Annotated in this window: 12 protein-coding genes; 3 read left to right on the top strand and 9 right to left on the bottom strand. The window is 49.7% G+C overall.

The window, feature by feature from the left end; all coding sequences use genetic code 11:
- Positions 1 to 223: 223 nt before the first annotated feature.
- The 4 genes from C7A19_RS07825 to C7A19_RS07810 form a co-directional block, all read right to left on the bottom strand.
- Entirely contained in the window at positions 224 to 742 is a 519-nt protein-coding gene (locus C7A19_RS07825) for a GrpB family protein (protein WP_077600413.1), read from the bottom strand.
- A 128-nt stretch (positions 743 to 870) separates the two neighbouring features.
- Complete coding sequence (locus C7A19_RS07820; RefSeq protein ID WP_069362591.1) at positions 871 to 1,224, bottom strand: DUF805 domain-containing protein; 354 nt, start codon at positions 1,222 to 1,224, stop codon at positions 871 to 873.
- A gap of 284 nt (positions 1,225 to 1,508) precedes the next feature.
- Positions 1,509 to 3,191, bottom strand: coding sequence for a dihydroxy-acid dehydratase (gene ilvD, locus C7A19_RS07815; RefSeq protein WP_201264076.1), 1,683 nt, complete (start codon positions 3,189 to 3,191; stop codon positions 1,509 to 1,511).
- Between the two features lie 338 nt (positions 3,192 to 3,529).
- Positions 3,530 to 4,903 (bottom strand): multidrug transporter, encoded by a 1,374-nt coding sequence (locus C7A19_RS07810; RefSeq protein ID WP_116644642.1) that lies wholly within the window; start codon positions 4,901 to 4,903, stop codon positions 3,530 to 3,532.
- A 789-nt stretch (positions 4,904 to 5,692) separates the two neighbouring features.
- Between C7A19_RS07810 and C7A19_RS07805 the strand changes: the two genes are divergently transcribed.
- On the top strand, positions 5,693 to 6,838 hold the full coding sequence (locus tag C7A19_RS07805) for an efflux RND transporter periplasmic adaptor subunit (protein ID WP_116644641.1): 1,146 nt from the start codon (positions 5,693 to 5,695) through the stop codon (positions 6,836 to 6,838).
- A complete protein-coding gene (locus tag C7A19_RS07800; protein ID WP_116644640.1) occupies positions 6,831 to 9,959 on the top strand; it encodes an efflux RND transporter permease subunit in 3,129 nt (1,042 codons plus the stop codon). Before C7A19_RS07805 ends, C7A19_RS07800 begins: the two co-directional genes overlap by 8 nt.
- Here C7A19_RS07800 and C7A19_RS07795 read toward each other — a convergent pair.
- The 4 genes from C7A19_RS07795 to sohB form a co-directional block, all read right to left on the bottom strand.
- Complete coding sequence (locus C7A19_RS07795) at positions 9,946 to 10,869, bottom strand: TIGR01212 family radical SAM protein (protein WP_116644639.1); 924 nt, start codon at positions 10,867 to 10,869, stop codon at positions 9,946 to 9,948. The genes C7A19_RS07800 and C7A19_RS07795 overlap by 14 nt on opposite strands.
- Positions 10,870 to 11,011: 142 nt before the next feature.
- Complete coding sequence (gene topA, locus C7A19_RS07790) at positions 11,012 to 13,642, bottom strand: type I DNA topoisomerase (protein WP_116644638.1); 2,631 nt, start codon at positions 13,640 to 13,642, stop codon at positions 11,012 to 11,014.
- Positions 13,643 to 13,803: 161 nt separating this feature from the next.
- On the bottom strand, positions 13,804 to 13,929 hold the full coding sequence (locus C7A19_RS15815; RefSeq protein ID WP_255377389.1) for a hypothetical protein: 126 nt from the start codon (positions 13,927 to 13,929) through the stop codon (positions 13,804 to 13,806).
- A 98-nt stretch (positions 13,930 to 14,027) separates the two neighbouring features.
- A complete protein-coding gene (sohB, locus tag C7A19_RS07785) occupies positions 14,028 to 15,080 on the bottom strand; it encodes a protease SohB (RefSeq protein ID WP_116644637.1) in 1,053 nt (350 codons plus the stop codon).
- Between the two features lie 125 nt (positions 15,081 to 15,205).
- Here sohB and C7A19_RS07780 point away from each other — a divergent pair, with 125 nt between their 5' ends.
- The gene (locus C7A19_RS07780) at positions 15,206 to 15,949 is read left to right on the top strand and encodes a YciK family oxidoreductase (protein WP_069362603.1); all 744 of its coding nucleotides are present in this window, start codon (positions 15,206 to 15,208) and stop codon (positions 15,947 to 15,949) included.
- Between the two features lie 45 nt (positions 15,950 to 15,994).
- On the opposite strand, the gene C7A19_RS07775 is transcribed toward C7A19_RS07780, so the two are convergent.
- Positions 15,995 to 18,133, bottom strand: coding sequence for a TonB-dependent siderophore receptor (locus tag C7A19_RS07775; protein WP_235614277.1), 2,139 nt, complete (start codon positions 18,131 to 18,133; stop codon positions 15,995 to 15,997).
- Between the last annotated feature and the right edge of the window lie 22 nt (positions 18,134 to 18,155).

The following is an 18,155-nucleotide window of genomic DNA, read 5'->3' as shown; positions in this document are numbered from 1 at the left end:
ACAGCGCGAACGCCGAGGGATTTTAAATCCCTTGTGTCTACCAATTTCACCACCAGGGCAACGCAGTTATGCGTGGTAGCACCATGGTCCGCAGACTGCGCTGCGAACGAAGATGTACTTTAATGAAATTTAACCTGAGGTCAATAGTCCTTTTGTTCTTTTTGACTCAAGTGGTTGAAAAGCAGGCAGAACGATAGAGGTGAATCATGCTGCACATGCGCCTTTAAAGTTCCGCCAAAACCCCCTTTACAAAAGGAGCTTTTTGCTTGACATAGGCATCTTGATCACGCACACCTTGAGCGAGTATGGCGCGCTTTTTGTTTTCATATTCAATGCGTACACTAGGGTTATCGAGCAAATACTGTTTGTACGCCATTTGGCGATGATGCTCATCACTGTCTTTTTCAATCACGTGAGCATGGATCAGAAACCGCTCACCTTGATAGGTTACAGAGGCATCTTTGCGAGGACGGTGTTCGGGAAAAGGCTGATCACTGTGCTGATCTTGAAAACCGAGTGCATAGAGATGAGCAACAGCATGGTCGCGTTCGCCAGAACGATAGAGAATGGATAAATCAATAATCCCCTTGCCTCCTACTTTGGCTGACGTGGAGCCAAAATGCAGTACCTCAATATCAGGTGTCGAGATACGATCAGACAGGGCTTGAGCAACGTCTAAATAAATAGGACGCCACGGAGAAAAACTAGCGTCAACTAATTGGTAGGGCTCGAGTGTAATCATGTAGCACCTAAGTTGGAAAGAGGAATGCTGAAAAACCGAGTCACTCGCCATGAGCAGGCTATCGACTGTCATCAAACTCGGTGTTTGTCGTAACAGCCGTTCTCATGCAAGCAAGTCACTCCATCGTGCTAAACACCTTCCGCAAGCTGGGGGTTAGAACCGTATTGGTTGCTATTTTGATCCCCTTCCAACGCGCAAAGCACCAGCAATACAAGCATTCCGAGAATAGGGATCAGTGAGATGAGCAACCACCATGCTGAGCGCCCGGTATCATGCAAACGTCTTGATGTCACCGCTAAGGTTGGCAGTAGTACCGCCAATGAATACACAATGCTCAGCAACACTAATCCCGTTGCTTCAGCGACAATGTTAAGCGCCAACGAGATACAAAAGTTAATAAGAAAGAACATCCAATACTCGCGACGGTGGGCGCGCCCTGAAAAAGTGGCATAATTACGCAGCACTTTTAAATACCATTCCATACGTAACCCTGTTTTAGTTAAAAAGTGTTCGCGTGTATCATAGAACGAGGCTCCAGCCAGTACTATTTCAACGATAAGACACCCGACCGCTTTATCATCAGCTTGAGAGCCTTATCACTGATTGACAGCATTTTACTCCAGAGCGCGATTAACCAAAACCGGTGTTTCTCACCAAAATGCGCTGGCAACCTTATGTGATTTGATTGCACAGCACATTTAAACCTTGGTGAAACGCAAAGACTGGCTGAGCAACCAAGTGATAAACCGTAAAACTCAACAACGATTTATAGTTTTAGATCTTGGTAAGTCACCGCCCCTTCCGCCGCGGAAATCACAGTATTGGCATATTTTGCCAATACGCCGCGTTTGTATCGTGGCTCTGGCTGTTGCCACTGACTTAAACGCTGATTCATTTCGGCTTGCGTTAAATCGACATCAATCGACATATCATCAGCATTAATAGAAATGGTGTCACCATCTTCAATAATGGCGATGGGGCCACCATCCATGGCTTCCGGTGTCACATGGCCTACGACAAAACCATGACTCCCCCCAGAGAAGCGACCATCCGTGATCAGCGCAACGTCGTTACCCAAGCCACGCCCCATCACGGCAGAAGTTGGACTCAACATTTCGCGCATGCCTGGGCCCCCTTTGGGTCCTTCGTAGCGAATAACAATCACATCCCCTTTTACGATCTTGCCATCTAAAATCGCTTGCAAGACTTCTTCTTCAGAGTGGAATACGCGAGCACGACCAGTAAACTGCGTACCCTCTTTGCCCGAGATTTTTGCCACGGCCCCCGTCGGAGAGACATTGCCTTTCAATACCACCAAGTGACTGGTTTGCTTAATAGGATTATCAAACGGACGAATAATATCTTGGTGATCAGGATAGTCTTCAACCTCCTCTAAGTTCTCCGCCAAGGTTTTTCCTGTCACCGTTAAGCAATCACCATGCAATAGACCCGCGTCCAATAGACGCTTCATCAATGGTTGAATACCACCAATGGCCACAAGCTCTGACATCATGTACTGACCACTTGGACGCAAATCCGCAAGTACAGGGACTTTTTGCCCTAGGCGTGTAAAGTCATCCAAGCTTAAATCTACATTGACCGTATTCGCCATAGCCAACAAATGCAGCACCGCATTGGTTGAACCGCCAAGCGCAATGGTCACAGTGATGGCATTTTCAAATGCTTCCCGCGTCATAATGTCTGAGGGGCGAATGCCCTCTTCGATTAAACGTACCACCGCTTTACCCGCCGCTTCGCAATCCGCACGCTTATCTTGTGAGATCGCTTCTTGAGCTGAACTGCCCGGCAAACTTAATCCCAAGGCTTCAATAGCGGATGCCATCGTATTCGCGGTGTACATACCACCACAAGAACCTGCGCCAGGAATGGCCGTTTTCTCTATCTTTTCAACATCTATTAATTCAATATCGCCTTTAGCATGCTGACCCACTGCCTCGAATACAGACACGATATCGGTATGATTTGCACCCGGTTTGATCGTTCCGCCATAGACAAAAATAGAAGGCCGGTTAAGTCGGGCCATGGCAATAACGCAAGCGGGCATGTTTTTATCGCAACCACCAATGGTCACCAAGCCATCAAAACCTTGGCATGCCGCAACCGTTTCAATGGAGTCCGTGATCACTTCACGAGAGACCAAAGAATACTTCATACCTTCCGTGCCATTGGCAATGCCATCAGAAATGGTAATGGTATTAAAGATAACGCCCTTACCACCATCAGCGTCCACACCACTGCAGGCATGATCGGCCAGTTCGTTGATATGCATATTGCACGGTGTCACCATGCTCCAAGTCGAAGCAATGCCCACTTGCGGTTTTGAGAAATCCTGCTTTTCAAAGCCAGTCGCGCGCAACATGGCACGAGCCGGTGCTTTAGACACCCCATCAACCACTTCCGATGAATAGCGGCGCTTCTTACTCATCATACCCTCTCTCATTAATTCAACGTTTTATTTGTTAGTGATTATAGGGTCACTTTACCAAGGCTGACCAATCTATCAATATGCCAGCGACATACTATGCTGTTCAGCGACTTAGTGCGACTTTTTACTTGTTTTGTCATAGTGATTTTTGGTGGAAAGATAAAGGGTCGAATATTGTGTGGGCATTGCCAGTGATTAGCAGCATTTTGACTTCAGAGCACGATTAACCAAAGCCAGTGATATTCACCCAAATGCGCTGGCAACCTGATGTAGTTTGATTGCAGAGCACATAAAAAAAGCTGAGCGCTAGGCCCAGCTAAAAGACAGTACCAAAAAAGACGTTACTTAATGGAGAAAGGAATCGCTAACGTTAGCTTAAAGTCATCTTCGTCTTGGAAGAGATTGGTATACCCTTTCCAGCTCGGCGCATCGGTATCGTTAAAGTACTGCGTGAAGTAGAAGCTTACTTTCGCATCTTTAAGTGCACCCGTTTGAATGGCGTAATTCGCAAACAGGCTATAAGAGTATTCTTTTAGATCATCGTATCCCTTGGCGGATGAGCCAAAGCCATAAGCGCCGTTAAAGCCTGCACTAAAGCCTTTTGCACCAATATCCGAGAAATCACGCGATAACGACCCAAATACCGCCAGTTCTTCATCGTGGTTAAAGTCCGAACGGTTATTCCACCAAATGTCATAGGTACCGTTCGAGCCACCATATTGACTCGTCAAGCGATACGCTAAATTTTGCACCTTGGCAGGATCGCCGGAGTCGGCTTCGGTATAGGTGGCCTCTGCACGATATGAGTACTGCCCCGATGACATACTGGTAAGCATCGCTAGCTGGAATGCCGTGCTATCATATTGCTCATCATCATCGACCACATAAAGTTGCGGCGACCAATACACGCCACCCTCAGTGGTGCCTTTGACTTTGAGATGGGCATTCCAACGGTCACCGTCACTTAAAGCCCCATAAGCCGCATCGATAGAAATATCATTATCCAATGTATACCGCGCCCCTAACGAATAGGCGGTACCAGCGTCTTCACCATCGGTCGTTTGAAATTCATAGGTTTCTTTAAACCAAGGCGCTTTATAGCGCTCGGAGACTACAAGGCCCAGATCAAGATTATCGACACTCAGGCCTAACTCCCCACCTACATGAGTGCCCGGCGCAAACGACCAGTTAATACCAATCGTGCTTGGTACTGAAGGCTGAAAATAACCCAGCTTCGCCGTTACGTTTTCACCAAATTTAAACTTAGCCGCCGCAGTAGCCAGAGATACACCATTATCCGTGCACGCATCGTCCCATGCGCCCGTGCATTCGCTATCATCTGGCTCTTTATCAAAGGGGTTATTCACGCCCCAAAAGTTCATTTCGTGGTCCGGGCTACCGTTTTGCCACATATCAAAGGTACTAAAGGCCATCAAATCAAGTCCAACCACTTCCGCAGCATAGCCTGAGTTAAAGGCAAGATTTGCATAGATAGAGCCATGGTCAAGGTTGGTTTCTTTGGCCGTATCGTTGCCGTTGGCATCTGTACCTGCGCGATCACGGGATCGCATCCAAAAATTGAGATTCCCACTTAAGGTAGATTCAGTAAAAAAAGGTGATGTCTCTGAGGATAATGTTTGTGACATTGCTGGCGCCGCCACCACCGCACTAAAAACAGCTGCAGCTAATGTCGATACGCTAAACATTTTATTCATGAAAGACTCCTGCTATCTGCAAGATACTGGCTTTGCCTCGTTGATTTATTAAGTTTTGTCGAGTGCAAAACCGATTTGAAAGCTGAGAAATATATTTCAGCTTTCCCCCGCTGCTTACACATTTCGTGTAACCACATCCTCAGACTAATTACGCAGAGAAAAATATCAATCACGACTTAATTTTTAATACGAATAATATGACATAGAGCATGTTTTTGACCGTTTTATGACATGGATCTTATTCACAAAAACACAAAGTTGTTTATAAACAATTATTTAGGAATGACAGCTTCCGGAGAAGCGTATTTTAATGTCAATAAAATGAAATAAAAATCATAGAGCACGAACACGAAATCACGTCAAAAACGGCAAAAGTCGCTAATCTTATTTTTCTTACAAAATTAACGAGCAGAGAATGGATAGATGAGGGTATTTTTTTACGTAAAATACATTTTATTATCGTCAAAAACGGCAAAAAAATGCATGGAATTTAGGAGTTATGTAATTTTATTATAAAAAATAACCACGACTACAACTGTGTTTACGTCATCGGAACTCCCCCCGACAACGCCTTGTCTCGCGATCGAGGGCTTTTTACATCGCCGCACAACGATCGCTGTTGCATATTAAGCCGTACTCGCTGTTATAGAAAAACTGATGCGCATCAAAAGTTAGGTTGACCTGTCATTCAATCAACAGATTCGCGTGATAGATTAGTCAATGAACCGTTAAGCTCACCCCATAGTGCAATATACCGCCACGCCATGGCGAAAAAGGATCCCGGCATCAATGAAAGGACTACGTTGGTTTTTACCTCTTATCATTCTCGGTCTTGGCTATCTGGGCTATACCGCCATCGCGGCAACAGAGTCCGCTCCCCAAGAAAATGCTGCGTCCCCGCCACCACCGATTGTTGAAACACGCGTTGTTCACCCAACCCAGCACCAAGTGGTTTTACGGGCGCACGGTGAGGTCATCCCTGTAGAGACCACACAGCTTTCTGCTCAAGTGTCCGGTGAAGTCGTCGCTTGGCATCCAAACTTTGTTGCTGGCGGCATTGTTAAACGTGGTGATGTGCTTTTTTCCATTGAGCCTGAGAACTATCAAGCCGCGGTACTAAATGCCGAAGCCGACCTTGCCAGTGCAAAAGCGGCCTTGATAGAAGAACAAGCCCAGGCCGCGGTGGCAAAACGTCAAGCAAAAAGCCTTCCTCCCTCACAAGTCACCGATCTTTACTTACGCAAGCCACAAGTCCTCAGTGCAAAAGCCCGCGTAAAATCAGCACAAGCAGCGTTAAAACGTGCACAACGCGACTTAGACAACTGCCAAGTGACTGCCCCTTACGATGCACTCGTCGTGTCACGAGACGTCGGGGTTGGGCAGTACATCAACGCAGGAAGCCCGGTAGGGGTCCTTAATAGTATCGAGGCGGCGGAAGTGCATTTGCCTATTGCTGGCTTCGACACCCTCTTTCTCCCCACACCCTTAGCGGGGATCGAGGTTCAGCTTACTCGCAACGGCAGCGAACTGGCTCAACGCCAAGCGCGACTGGTGCGCGATCTCGGCATCGTAGAGCAAAGTACGCGCATGATGCGGGTAGTGGTGCGCCTTGATGATCCTTACGGCATCCAGTCGGCTAAACCTGCCCTACCTTTTGGTAGTTATATCGAGGCGACGTTCAAAGGGGCAACGTTGGAGAACGTCTTTAAGCTGCCGCAGTCCTTGATAAACAATCGTCAAGTTTGGGTAGTCAACCAAGCGGGAAAACTCACCCCGCGCACGCTACGCGTGGTAAGAACGGAGGGCCAGTATATCTACGCTGACCAAGGCTTAAGTGATGATGACCAAGTGGTTACCACGCTGCCTGAATTCCCCGAGCCTGGCATGACGGTTCGCGTCGCATCGCAGGTATCGCCGGAGGGTGAACATGAATAATGCTGACACGCCATCGCGTGGGCTCATTGCCTATTTTGCCCACAATCCGGTTGCTGCAAACCTGATCATGGTGTTTGTACTCATCATGGGGGTTGCCAGTTACTTTTTCATTCAGCGACAGATGTTCCCTAACATCGAAATCAACTATATCCATATCACAGCGGACTATCCTGGGGCGTCTCCACAGGAGGTCGAAGAAAGTATTCTGGTTAAAGTCGAAGAGGCGATTAAAGATGTCACCGGGATCGAATCGGTGGTTTCAACCGCGCGGCGCGGATTTGGTCAAGTCGAAATCGAAGTGGATGTTGGGGAAGATCTCAATCTCGTCCTGGATCGCGTAAAACAAGAGGTCGACGCCCTCTCTAACCTCCCCGCGTCGATGGAGCCGCTTAATGTCGCGCAAGTGGAGTTTCGCCAAACCGTTATTCAGATGGCAGTGGTAGGCAATAAGCCACTCACTGAGCTTAAACGCGCAGCACAGGACATTGAGGACGAACTCCTCCAACTCAAGGACGTCACCTTGGTGGAGCTCAGTGCCCCTACCTACGAAATTGCCATCGAAGTGGCCCCCCGTATTCTGCGCAAGTATAACCTCACGCTTAATCAGGTGAGTGACGCCATTGCCCGCTACTCCGCCAATTTCTCTGCCGGGGAAGTACGCACCGACAGCGGTATGATTGCAATTCGGGTCGAGAATCAACGCTACCGTGGTGATGAATTTCGCCAGATCCCAATCAAAATTGGCCCCAACGGCAGTCGCTTATTGCTACAGGATATTGCCACCATTAAAGACGGCTTTACAGAGGGCGAACGCTATTTTAAGTACTCGGGGCAGAATGCAATTTTTCTCTCGGTGAACGCCACGGCGTCGGAAAACATGGTCACTGTCGCCGACGCTGTCAAAGGGTACATCAGTGAAAAGAACGCGACATTGCCCGCCGGGCTGGCGCTCAAATCGGTGGTCGATATGACACATTACCTCAATGCCCGCCTTGATATGATGCTCAAAAACTTATTACAGGGGGCGGTACTGGTTGCGTTACTGCTGACACTATTCTTGCGCTTTAAACTTGCCCTCTGGGTGCTTATCGGTTTGCCCGTATGCTTTCTTGGCGCGGTCATGTTAATGCCAGTGATTGGGGTCAGCATTAACATCGTTTCACTGTTTGCGTTCATTATGGTGTTGGGGATTGTCGTCGATGACGCGATCGTTATCGGCGAAAGTGTGTATACCGAAGTGGAGCACAAGGGCGGCGGCGTCAATAACGTTGTCGCCGGGGCGCAGCGTGTTGCCACCCCTGCCACTTTTGGCGTGCTCACCACCATTGCCGTTTTTGCCCCTTTTATTATGTCGAGCGGCCCTGAACGCGCCTTTTTCTTTGGCATCGCGTCAATCGTCATCTTGTGTCTGATCTTTAGCTTGGTAGAGTCGAAGCTTATTTTGCCCGCTCACTTGGCGCACACCCACTTTTCCACGCCCAAATCAAATAGCTTTCGCCAGCGTTTTAATCGGCAATTCCATCGCTTTGTCAATGGGCCATACCGCCGCGCCGTCACCTTCGCCGTGCATTGGCGCTGGTCGGCTTTCGCATTATTTGGTGCCTTATTAGCTATCAGTGTTTCATTGGTGGTTGCCAGCCACGTGCGTATGGTGCCGACGCCCAAAGTCCCGCATGATTTTCCCAATATTCGCCTAGAGATGAACAATAACGCCTCCAGTGAGCAAACCATTGCCGCACTCAAAGCTATTGAGAGTATGGTCTACCGGGTCGATAACGCCACAGAAACCGAAACGGGCCAAGCCATGGTGCAAGACACGCTCGTATTTAATGAAGGGCGAACCTCAGGACAACTGGTGATCCCTTTAGTCGATGATACATTGCGCCCCTTTACCACCTTCGAATTATCACGGCGCTGGCGCGAGGCGATGCCGGAGATCCCAGGGGTTAAAAAACTCACCATTCAAGATGACGTGAATGGTGGAGAGCAAGGAGATGAGTTTGGCTTCCTCCTTTTTGGGCCCAATATCGACACACTCAATGCGGCCGGACGTGCTTTAATGTCGCGCCTTAACCAGCAAACGGGCCTTTTTGATGTGTCCTCATCCATCGATTCCGGCAGCCAGGAAGTGCTTATTTCCCTCACGCCCGTGGCTCATGATCTAGGACTGGATCTCACCACCATTGCACAGCAAGTCGGTGGGAGTTTCTATGGCGGGGAAGCGCAGCGCCTGATCCGTGACGGTGAAGAAATAAGAGTCATGGTGCGTTATCCCAAATTAACCCGGGAGGCCTTTTCATCCTTACGTTATGCGGTGATCACCACCCCAACCGGTCAACAAGTTATGTTGGGCGATGTGGTTAAACTTGAACAGCAACCTGGGGTGAGTAGCCTGCGCCGTGAAGCTGGATTTAGAACGGTTTATGTCTATGGGGCGATTGATGAAGAGTTAGTGGAACCCAATCAAGTAGTGGAGACCATTCAGCAATCGGTGATACCTGAGGTATTGGCCGATTACCCGGAGGTTACCAGTGAACTCAGTGGTTCGATTGAAGAACAACAAGCCCAGCAAGATGAACAAAAGCTTTTCTTTGTGGCCGGGATGATTGTGGTCTATGCGTTGTTAGCCGTGCCCTTAAAAAGCTACACACAACCACTGATTATCATGTCTGTGATCCCTTTTAGCTTAACGGGGGCTATTTGGGGACATTATTGGTTTGATATTGATTTAAGTATGATGTCGACCTTTGGTTTGATTGCCGCTGCAGGCGTGGTAGTCAACGATGCGCTGGTGATGACGGATTATATTAATCGAGCGCGCAACGCGGGTGTTGCGATCAAACAAGCAGTGATCGACGCAGGCTGTGCCCGTTTTCGGGCAATCACACTGACCTCTATCACCACCTTTGCGGGGGTACTCCCCATTATGTTTGAAACCAGCCTGCAAGCGCGGTTTGTGATCCCAATGGCTGTTGCACTTGGCTTTGCGGTGATGTTTGCCACTTTGCTAACGCTGTTTTTGGTGCCGTGTTTATATCTGATGTTGCAAGATATTGGCCAACTGCTGCGTCGGCTGACTCCCGGCGTATCGTCCTCACAATCAGAACCTAACGCGCAGTAAAAGCAGTACCGAGCGCGGTGCCTTGTGCGCCACGTTTGTCCAGCTGGTTAGCAATGGCGGTCATCGCTAACCAGCGGTTCTCGCACCATGAAGGGGCCAGTAACGTCGGTGGACGCGCGCTCGCAGACACGCGATGATACACCACCTCAGGGGGCGTTCGCTGGATCATCATAGTGGCGCTATCGACGTAGGCGTCTAATGTAATTTCGCTTTGACGCCCCGCCCGCCACGCTTTCGCCATGATACTCCCCTCAACAATATGCAGCGGATGCAATTTGATGCCATCGGTGCCTGTGCTCACCACACGGTCAATCGTTGTTTGATGGTCGGTGATACCCTCACCAGGCAGGCCAACAATCAAATGCGTGCATACTTTGATACCGAGCGCACGGGCTTGTTGAGTGATCCGCTCGTACACCGACACATCATGGCCACGGTTAATGCGCTTTAACGTTTTATCATGGCCGGTTTGCAAACCCAGCTCTAACCAGACTTCAAACCCTTGTTGACGATAGTCCGCCAACAGCGTCAACACCTGCTCAGGCACACAATCTGGCCGAGTACCGACACATAACCCGACCATGTTTTCACGCGCGAGTGCTTGCTGGTACAAAGCCTTTAATCGCGCGACTTCACCATAAGTACTGGTATAGGCTTGAAAATACGCCAGATAACGACGTGCTCGGTCTACCTCTTTCGAGCGCAGGCGCAGTTGATCGCTAACGGTTTGGTGCTGCGCGGTTTCATCGGAAAACGAGGCGACATTGCAAAAGGTACAACCGCCCCGCCCGAGCGTGCCATCACGATTGGGGCAACTAAAACCACCATGTAGTGTCAGCTTATGGACACGTTCACCATAACGGTGTTTTAAGTCTTGGCCTAGTGTATTAACAAGTTGATGCAGCTCCATGACGCCTCAGCGGTAAAAGACAAAGGCGGGATTTTAACAACTGTTGTCGAGGAGATATTGGTGCGGATCAAGCAAGGGCAAGCTTTCTCTAAAACAACAAACCCGCCTTAGCGGCGGGCTTAATCGTTGGCGCGTGCGCCTATTAGGCTTTGGCTTTCTTCTTGCGCTTATCAGTGACTTCCCACTGACCATCCACAAAGAAGGCTGACCAACCCGTTGGTTTACCGTTTTCTTCGCTGCGCACGTAATTCTCTTTAGTTTTACGAGCAAAACGAATCACAGTAGGACGCCCATCGGGATCTTCCTGCGGGGCATCGGCAAGGTATTTGAACTTGTCCGAAATACGCTCTTTGAAGCGATGAAGCTCTTCCACCAGCGGCGCGCGTGTCTCGCGGGATTTGGGGAAGTTGCTCGCGGCCATAAACAAGCCTGAAGCGCCATCGCGTAGCACAAAGTAGGCGTCTGAATTTTCACATGGCAGTTCTGGAAAGTGCACCGGATCCTCTTTCGGTGGCGCCACGTCACCATTTTTGAGGATCTTACGCGTGTTCTTACACTCGTCATTGGTGCACCCCATGTATTTACCGAACCGGCCATTTTTCAGCACCATGTCGCTACCACATTTGTCGCACTCCACCACTGGGCCATCATAGCCTTTCGGCTTAAACTCACCTTTTTCAACCACGTAGCCTTCACAGCTCGGGTTATTACCACACACATGCAGCTTGCGATGCTGATCAATGAGGTAAGAGTCCATCGCCGTTTCACAAACCGGACAACGCTTCATCGCCCGAAGATCAGCGGTTTCAACGTCCTCTTCGAGCACATTAACAATACCATCTTCATCCATCAGATTGATGGTGGTTTTACACCGCTCTTTCGGGGGTAATGCGTAACCCGAACAGCCGAGGAACACCCCAGTCGAAGCGGTACGAATCCCCATTTTACGCCCACAGGTTGGACAGTCGATATCTGTCATCACCATGTTATTGGGCTTCATACCACCTTCGTCTTCATCCTGCTCGGCTTGTTCAAGCTCTGCGGTGAAATCGGCAAAGAAGTCGTCAAGTACCCCTTTCCAGTCAGCTTGACCTTCCGCGATTTTATCCAGTGATGCTTCCATGCGAGCGGTAAAGTCATAGTCCATCAAATCGGCAAAACTTTGGTTGAGGCGGTCTGTGACAATCTCGCCCATTTTCTCAGCATAGAAGCGACGATTTTCGACCCGCACATAACCACGATCTTGAATGGTGGAAATAATAGACGCATACGTCGATGGACGACCAATGCCCGCTTTTTCCAATTCTTTAACCAAGGCCGCTTCAGTATAACGGGCGGGTGGCTTGGTAAAGTGCTGCTTGGGATCAAGCTTGTCGAGTGTCAGTGATTCACCGACCTCAACCGCTGGCAAGGTTTGATCTTCATTTTTACCAGAAGGACGCTGTACCCGCGTCCAACCGTCAAAGCGCAGCGTACGGCCTTTGGCTCTCAAGGTGTAATCGCCCGCATCGACCGTCAAAGTGGTCGAGTCATATTTTGCCGGTACCATTTGGCAGGCCACAAACTGGCGCCAAATCAAGTCGTATAGACGATGCGCATCGGGATCCATGCCCTGCAAATCATCGGCCTTAACCCCTACATCAGAAGGCCGGATCGCTTCGTGCGCTTCTTGTGCGTTGGCTTTAGCCCCGTAGACATTGGCCGACTCAGGTAAATATTTCTCACCGTATTCGCTGGCAATGTGGCCACGAGCCGCGTCGACCGCCTCTTTACTGAGGTTGGTCGAGTCGGTACGCATGTAAGTGATATAACCGGCTTCATACAAACGTTGCGCCAGCATCATAGTTTTTTTCACCCCAAAGCCCAGACGCGTACTTGCCGCCTGTTGCAATGTTGAGGTGATATAAGGCGCTGATGGTTTGCTGGTTGACGGGCGATCTTCGCGATCACGCACCACAAAGCTAGCGTGCTCAAGTGCCGATACCGCTGCCATCGCCTCATCTTTGTTCTTCGGCTTAAAAGCCTTGCCGTTTTGCTGCGCCACGAGCAAACGCAGTGCTTGCTCTTTCGGTGTGAGCGTGTCGGCATGCACATCCCAAAACTCTTCGGGAATAAAGGCCTTTATTTGATGCTCTCGCTCAACAAGCAGCTTGACTGCGACCGACTGCACACGACCGGCCGATAGGCCACGCGCCACTTTCTTCCATAGCAGCGGCGAGACCATAAAGCCCACCACACGGTCTAGGAAACGACGCGCTTGCTGCGCATTAACACCGTCAATATTGACGTCACCCGGCGCTTCAAACGCCTGTGTAATCGCATTTTTGGTGATCTCATTAAACACGACGCGCTTGAAACGGTCGTTATCACCACCGATAAGTTCACGCAGGTGCCAAGCAATGGCCTCCCCTTCGCGGTCCAAATCCGTTGCGAGATAAACGTTGTCCGCTTGCTCAGCCAGTGACTTGAGCTCGGCGACGACTTTTTCCTTACCGGGCAACACTTGGTATTTCGCTTGCCAGCCATTGTAAGGATCAACGCCCATCTTATTGATGAGCGCCTTCTGTTCTTTTTCTTTTTTAATTCGCGCTTTTTCTTCGGCGCTGAGCCCTTTCGTGGACACAGGTGCGGCTTTTTTACCGCCTTGCGTCGCTCCAGTTGGCAAGTCACGAACATGCCCGACACTCGACTTCACCACGAAGTCTTTGCCGAGATATTTGTTGATCGTTTTCGCCTTTGCTGGGGACTCCACGATGACGAGAGATTTGCCCATAATGACCTAATTGACGCCCTTTGCGCTGAAACTGTCGAAAATTCGTTGCGTTGCACTTCCATGCGGAGTGCCGCTATCTGTTTACAATATTGAGCGAGTCTAGCCGAATATCAACTAAATTCGCAGCAAAACACGCTGATTGCTCGTCCCTTCCACAATTGTTACGCAATTGTGATGGTGATATCTCGATTATTCTTCATGCCGATTTCCGGCAAAAACGCGCTAATCATTACCATTGCCGCACGCAAAATAGCTAAGTGGATGCGGTAATCTTTGGCTTGGCTCACACTATTACCACTATTTCGCTAATTATCGTGCGCCTGTTGCCGCTATTTCTCTCCGTTGTCTAACGTCTAGCGCCAACAGACAGCACACAGAAAATGAATTACACCAACGGACGCTGACCACGACTGATCCATTTTAGCAACACGCGATCGGCCACTTCCGCGGATGCGCCAGCCAGTTTTTCCGCAATGTTTTTACGCTGCTGGTACGACACCGACAGCACTTTTCGGTCGTTATTCGCCGCTTGGAATAAATACTCGTCGCTGGTACAGACCTCATCAATCAATCCTCGCTCCAATGCTTGGTTACCAAACCAGTGCTCACCGGTGGCAACCTCATCGACATTGAGAGACGGGCGGTATTCGCTGATAAACGCTTTGAACAGACCATGGGTTTCTTCCAGCTCCGTTTTGAACTTCTCGCGTGCTTTGTCAGTGTTTTCACCAAACATGGTAAGCGTGCGCTTGAATTCACCGGCGGTCAGCTGCTCAAATTCAATATCGTTTTTCTTTAGCAACTTGTTAAAGTTAGGTAGCTGGGCAATCACCCCAATCGAGCCAATAATCGCAAACGGCGCTGCAATTAACTTATCCGCGACGCATGCCATCATATAACCGCCGCTCGCCGCCACTTTATCGACCGCCACGGTTAAGGGCACCCCTGCTTGACGGAAGCGTGCCAGCTGAGACGCTGCTAGGCCGTAGCCATGCACCATACCGCCACCACTCTCGACGTTGACCAAGACTTCGTCCTGTTCGGTAGCTACCGACAAAATCGCCGTCACCTCTTCGCGTAACGCCTCCACTTCGCGGGCATCAATGCTGCCTTTAAAGTGGATCACGAACAGTTGTGGATCTCGTTGAGCCGATGATTCGCTCTGCTTTTTGGCTGCGGCTTTTTGCGCCTTTTCTTCCTTTTTCTTGGCTTTTTTCTCGTCTTTCTCTCGCGCTTTTAACGACGACTCATTGTACAAATGCTGCTCTAACGATTGACGATAGTTTTTAAACCGCTCAGTCAAGTCAGTGAGCTTCAGGCTACCTTTTTGCCCCCCTTTGTCGCTCGCGGCGCGCACTAAAGCGACCAACACAAATGCCGCCAATAAGAAAGTGACGACTTTGGCCAGAAAAAGCCCATAATCCGCAATGAAATCCAATGTTGTATCCTCTTTTTTATCGCTACGTTGGCAATGCCGTTAACCGTACATCACGCACTTGGTTGTCACACTTTACCTGCAACCTTACAATAATCTACGTTTAACAATAAATAAGGATTTATATCGTGGACTACCAAGTAAGCTCAAACGCGCTTGAAGGGCGTGTGATTTTGGTGACCGGTGCAGGCGCTGGCATTGGCCGCCAAGCCGCACTTAGCTATGCAGAGAAAGGGGCCACTGTCATTCTTCTCGGCCGCACCGTGAAAAAACTTGAAGCAGTATACGATGAAATTGATGCCATGGGCGCGCCACAGCCAGCGATTATCCCACTGGATATGCTGGGTGCCACGCGTCAGCATTATTTGGATATGGCAGACACCATTGAACAACAGTTCGGGCGCTTAGACGGCGTGTTGCACAACGCTGGCCTTCTCGGTGTGCTTAGCCCATTCGATCAAATTGATGAAAAGTCACATGACGATGTGATGCAAGTGAATGTCAAAGCGACCATGCTGATGACGCAAGCCCTGTTGCCATTATTGAAAAAGTCTGACGATGCTCGCGTGGTGTTTACCACATCGACTGTCGGCCACCAAGGGCGTGCTTATTGGGGCAGCTATGCGATTTCTAAGTTCGCGACCGAAGGCATGATGCAAGTACTGGCAGATGAAATGTCTGATACCAAGGTACGTGTCAACGCCATCAACCCAGGCGGTACCCGCACCAGTATGCGCGCGAGCGCGTTCCCAGGTGAAGATCCAGAAACACTGAAAACACCATTGGATATTATGCCACTCTATCTGTATCTGATGGCACCAGAAGGTATTGGTGAGCACGGCCAATGCATTGATGCACAACCTAAGCGCTAAACACAGCGCCCCCAAGGCTGGGGGCGCTCGTTTTAGCAAACCGATTTAAAAATCGATGCTGAGTTTGGCTTTGATGTTGCGTTCGTCCCCATACCAACAGTTCAATTCATCAAAACAGCTGTAAGTGGTTTTATCGAACAAGTTGGTCGCAGATAGGGACAGTTTTGCGCCTGATAGCGACGATGACGCTTGCGAAAGATCGTAACTAATCGCAGTATCAAACACGGTATAGTCGGGCACCGTAAAGGTATTGGTTGCGTTACCCTGTGACTCACCCACATAACGTGCGCCCACACTCACGCGTGTCCCCGCACTGATCTGGTGATTCAGCCACGCACTGGCAGTCTGCTCTGGTACCCAAACTGGCGTCTTGCCCTCTAGGTTAGGGTCATCCGTGATCTCCATATCAATATAGCCATAAGTTAAGGCCACATCCGTCTCTACACTAAGTGCATGATTAAATTCGACCTCTATGCCACGAGAGCGGATTTCACCGGTTTGAATTTTCGCGTATGAGTCGTTGGGATCATTCACCAGCGCGTCTTGCTTTTTAAGCTCGAACAACGCCACGTTGACGCCCGTGCTGCCGTCTAGCGACAAGTACTTGAGGCCGGTTTCCCATTGTTTGCCGGTGGAAGGGTCAAACACATTACCCCGATTATCCATATCGGTTGGTTCAAAGCTTTCTGAGTAACTCAGATAAGGGGAAATGCCGTTGTCAAACTGGTACATCGCACCGGCACGGAATGCCAGATTATAGTGACGAATGTTTTTCTCTGACGTACTCGGTGAGCCCGCATACAGTGTGTGCTGGTCATCTTTTAACTCGTACTCGTCGTAACGCGCGCCAGCGAGCAACACCCATTGGTTCCAGAGGATCTGATCTTGGGCATAGAGGCCGGTCTGCGTTACCGAGATATCATGCTGATCTTGGTAGATAAAGTCCAGAGAATCAGGATCAACCTGGTTGTTGTCGGGATCGAATATATCAATATCCGGCACCACATTCGCCAACGTATCGTCATAGTCAACGTCGGAAGACATATCTTGATAATCAATACCGAATAAGGTGTAGTGCTGTGCCGACCCCCAGTTCAAATCACCAGAAAGCTGCGTATCCACCACCCAAGCCGCCATTGTCTCATCGGTTAGGTAAGCGTTTCGCGGATAGTGGCGGCCGTCATCGCTTTTTTGGTGATACATGTTTTTTTGCAACAAATCAGCATCTGTGTAGCGTGCCGAGTGCAGCAACGACCAATTTGATGAGAGCTGGTGCTGCACCTTGTAACCCAGCATCAGAAACTCACGATCATAAGTATTCCAGTTGTTGTCACCGGAAAAGCTGTCGCTAGAAAGGCTGCCTTGGTCACTGTGCAATACCGAGCCTTTGGCCGGCAAAGAGGTATAAATCCCCGCTGCCGGATCCGCTTGGTAATAAAGGTTAATGTTCACCAAGGTATCTGGCGACACCCGCCAATCTAGAGATGGGGCGACGACATAGCGCTCTTCTTCTGAATCGCCCGCTTGGCCATCTTTTTGTCGTGCCAGCGCCACCATCCGGTACGCCAATGGGGTGTCAGAAATTGCACCGGTACTGTCGACAGACACTTCACGCAGCGCATCAGAGTCGGTGCTCATTGCCACACGGTGCGCCGCCTCTTGTTGCGGCGTTTTGGCGATCATATTCACCATCCCACCCGGTGGAATATTCCCGTATAACACCGACGTCGGGCCTTTAAACACTTCCACTTGTTCAATCGCAATCGGATCGATTTGAGGCTGTAAATTCCAGGTGTTGTAAGGTACCGCTAGGCCATCAAAAAAGTTCTGATAGTTGATAAAACCACGAATATTAAAGAGATCAAGTCGCGTGACGGCCCCACCCCGCAGCTCAGTATTTACACCAGGCGTATAGCGCACCACTTCACTCAATGAACTGGCTTGGCGCTGTTCGATGGCCTCTCGGTCGATGACGGTGACCGCTTGAGGCGTTTCTTCTGGTGCCAGTACTGTTTTAGTCGCCGTATTGCGGTAGGTGTCGCCTAAGACTTGTATGGTTTCCATCTCGGCGTGTTGCGACTCGGCATAAGCTGATGGCAGCATCAAGCTCCCCATGACCGCCATTGCTAACGGGGACAGTCGCCATCCACCAACCTGCTGCATGCGTGCACGACCCATATCCATGATGTTTTCCTCTCAATGCAAA

It is taken from the genome of Salinivibrio sp. HTSP, assembly GCF_003390965.1.
Taxonomy (GTDB): Bacteria; Pseudomonadota; Gammaproteobacteria; order Enterobacterales; family Vibrionaceae; genus Salinivibrio; species Salinivibrio kushneri.
The sequence above is the reverse complement of the archived record's forward strand: the minus strand, read 5'-3'. Positions and strand labels throughout refer to the sequence as shown.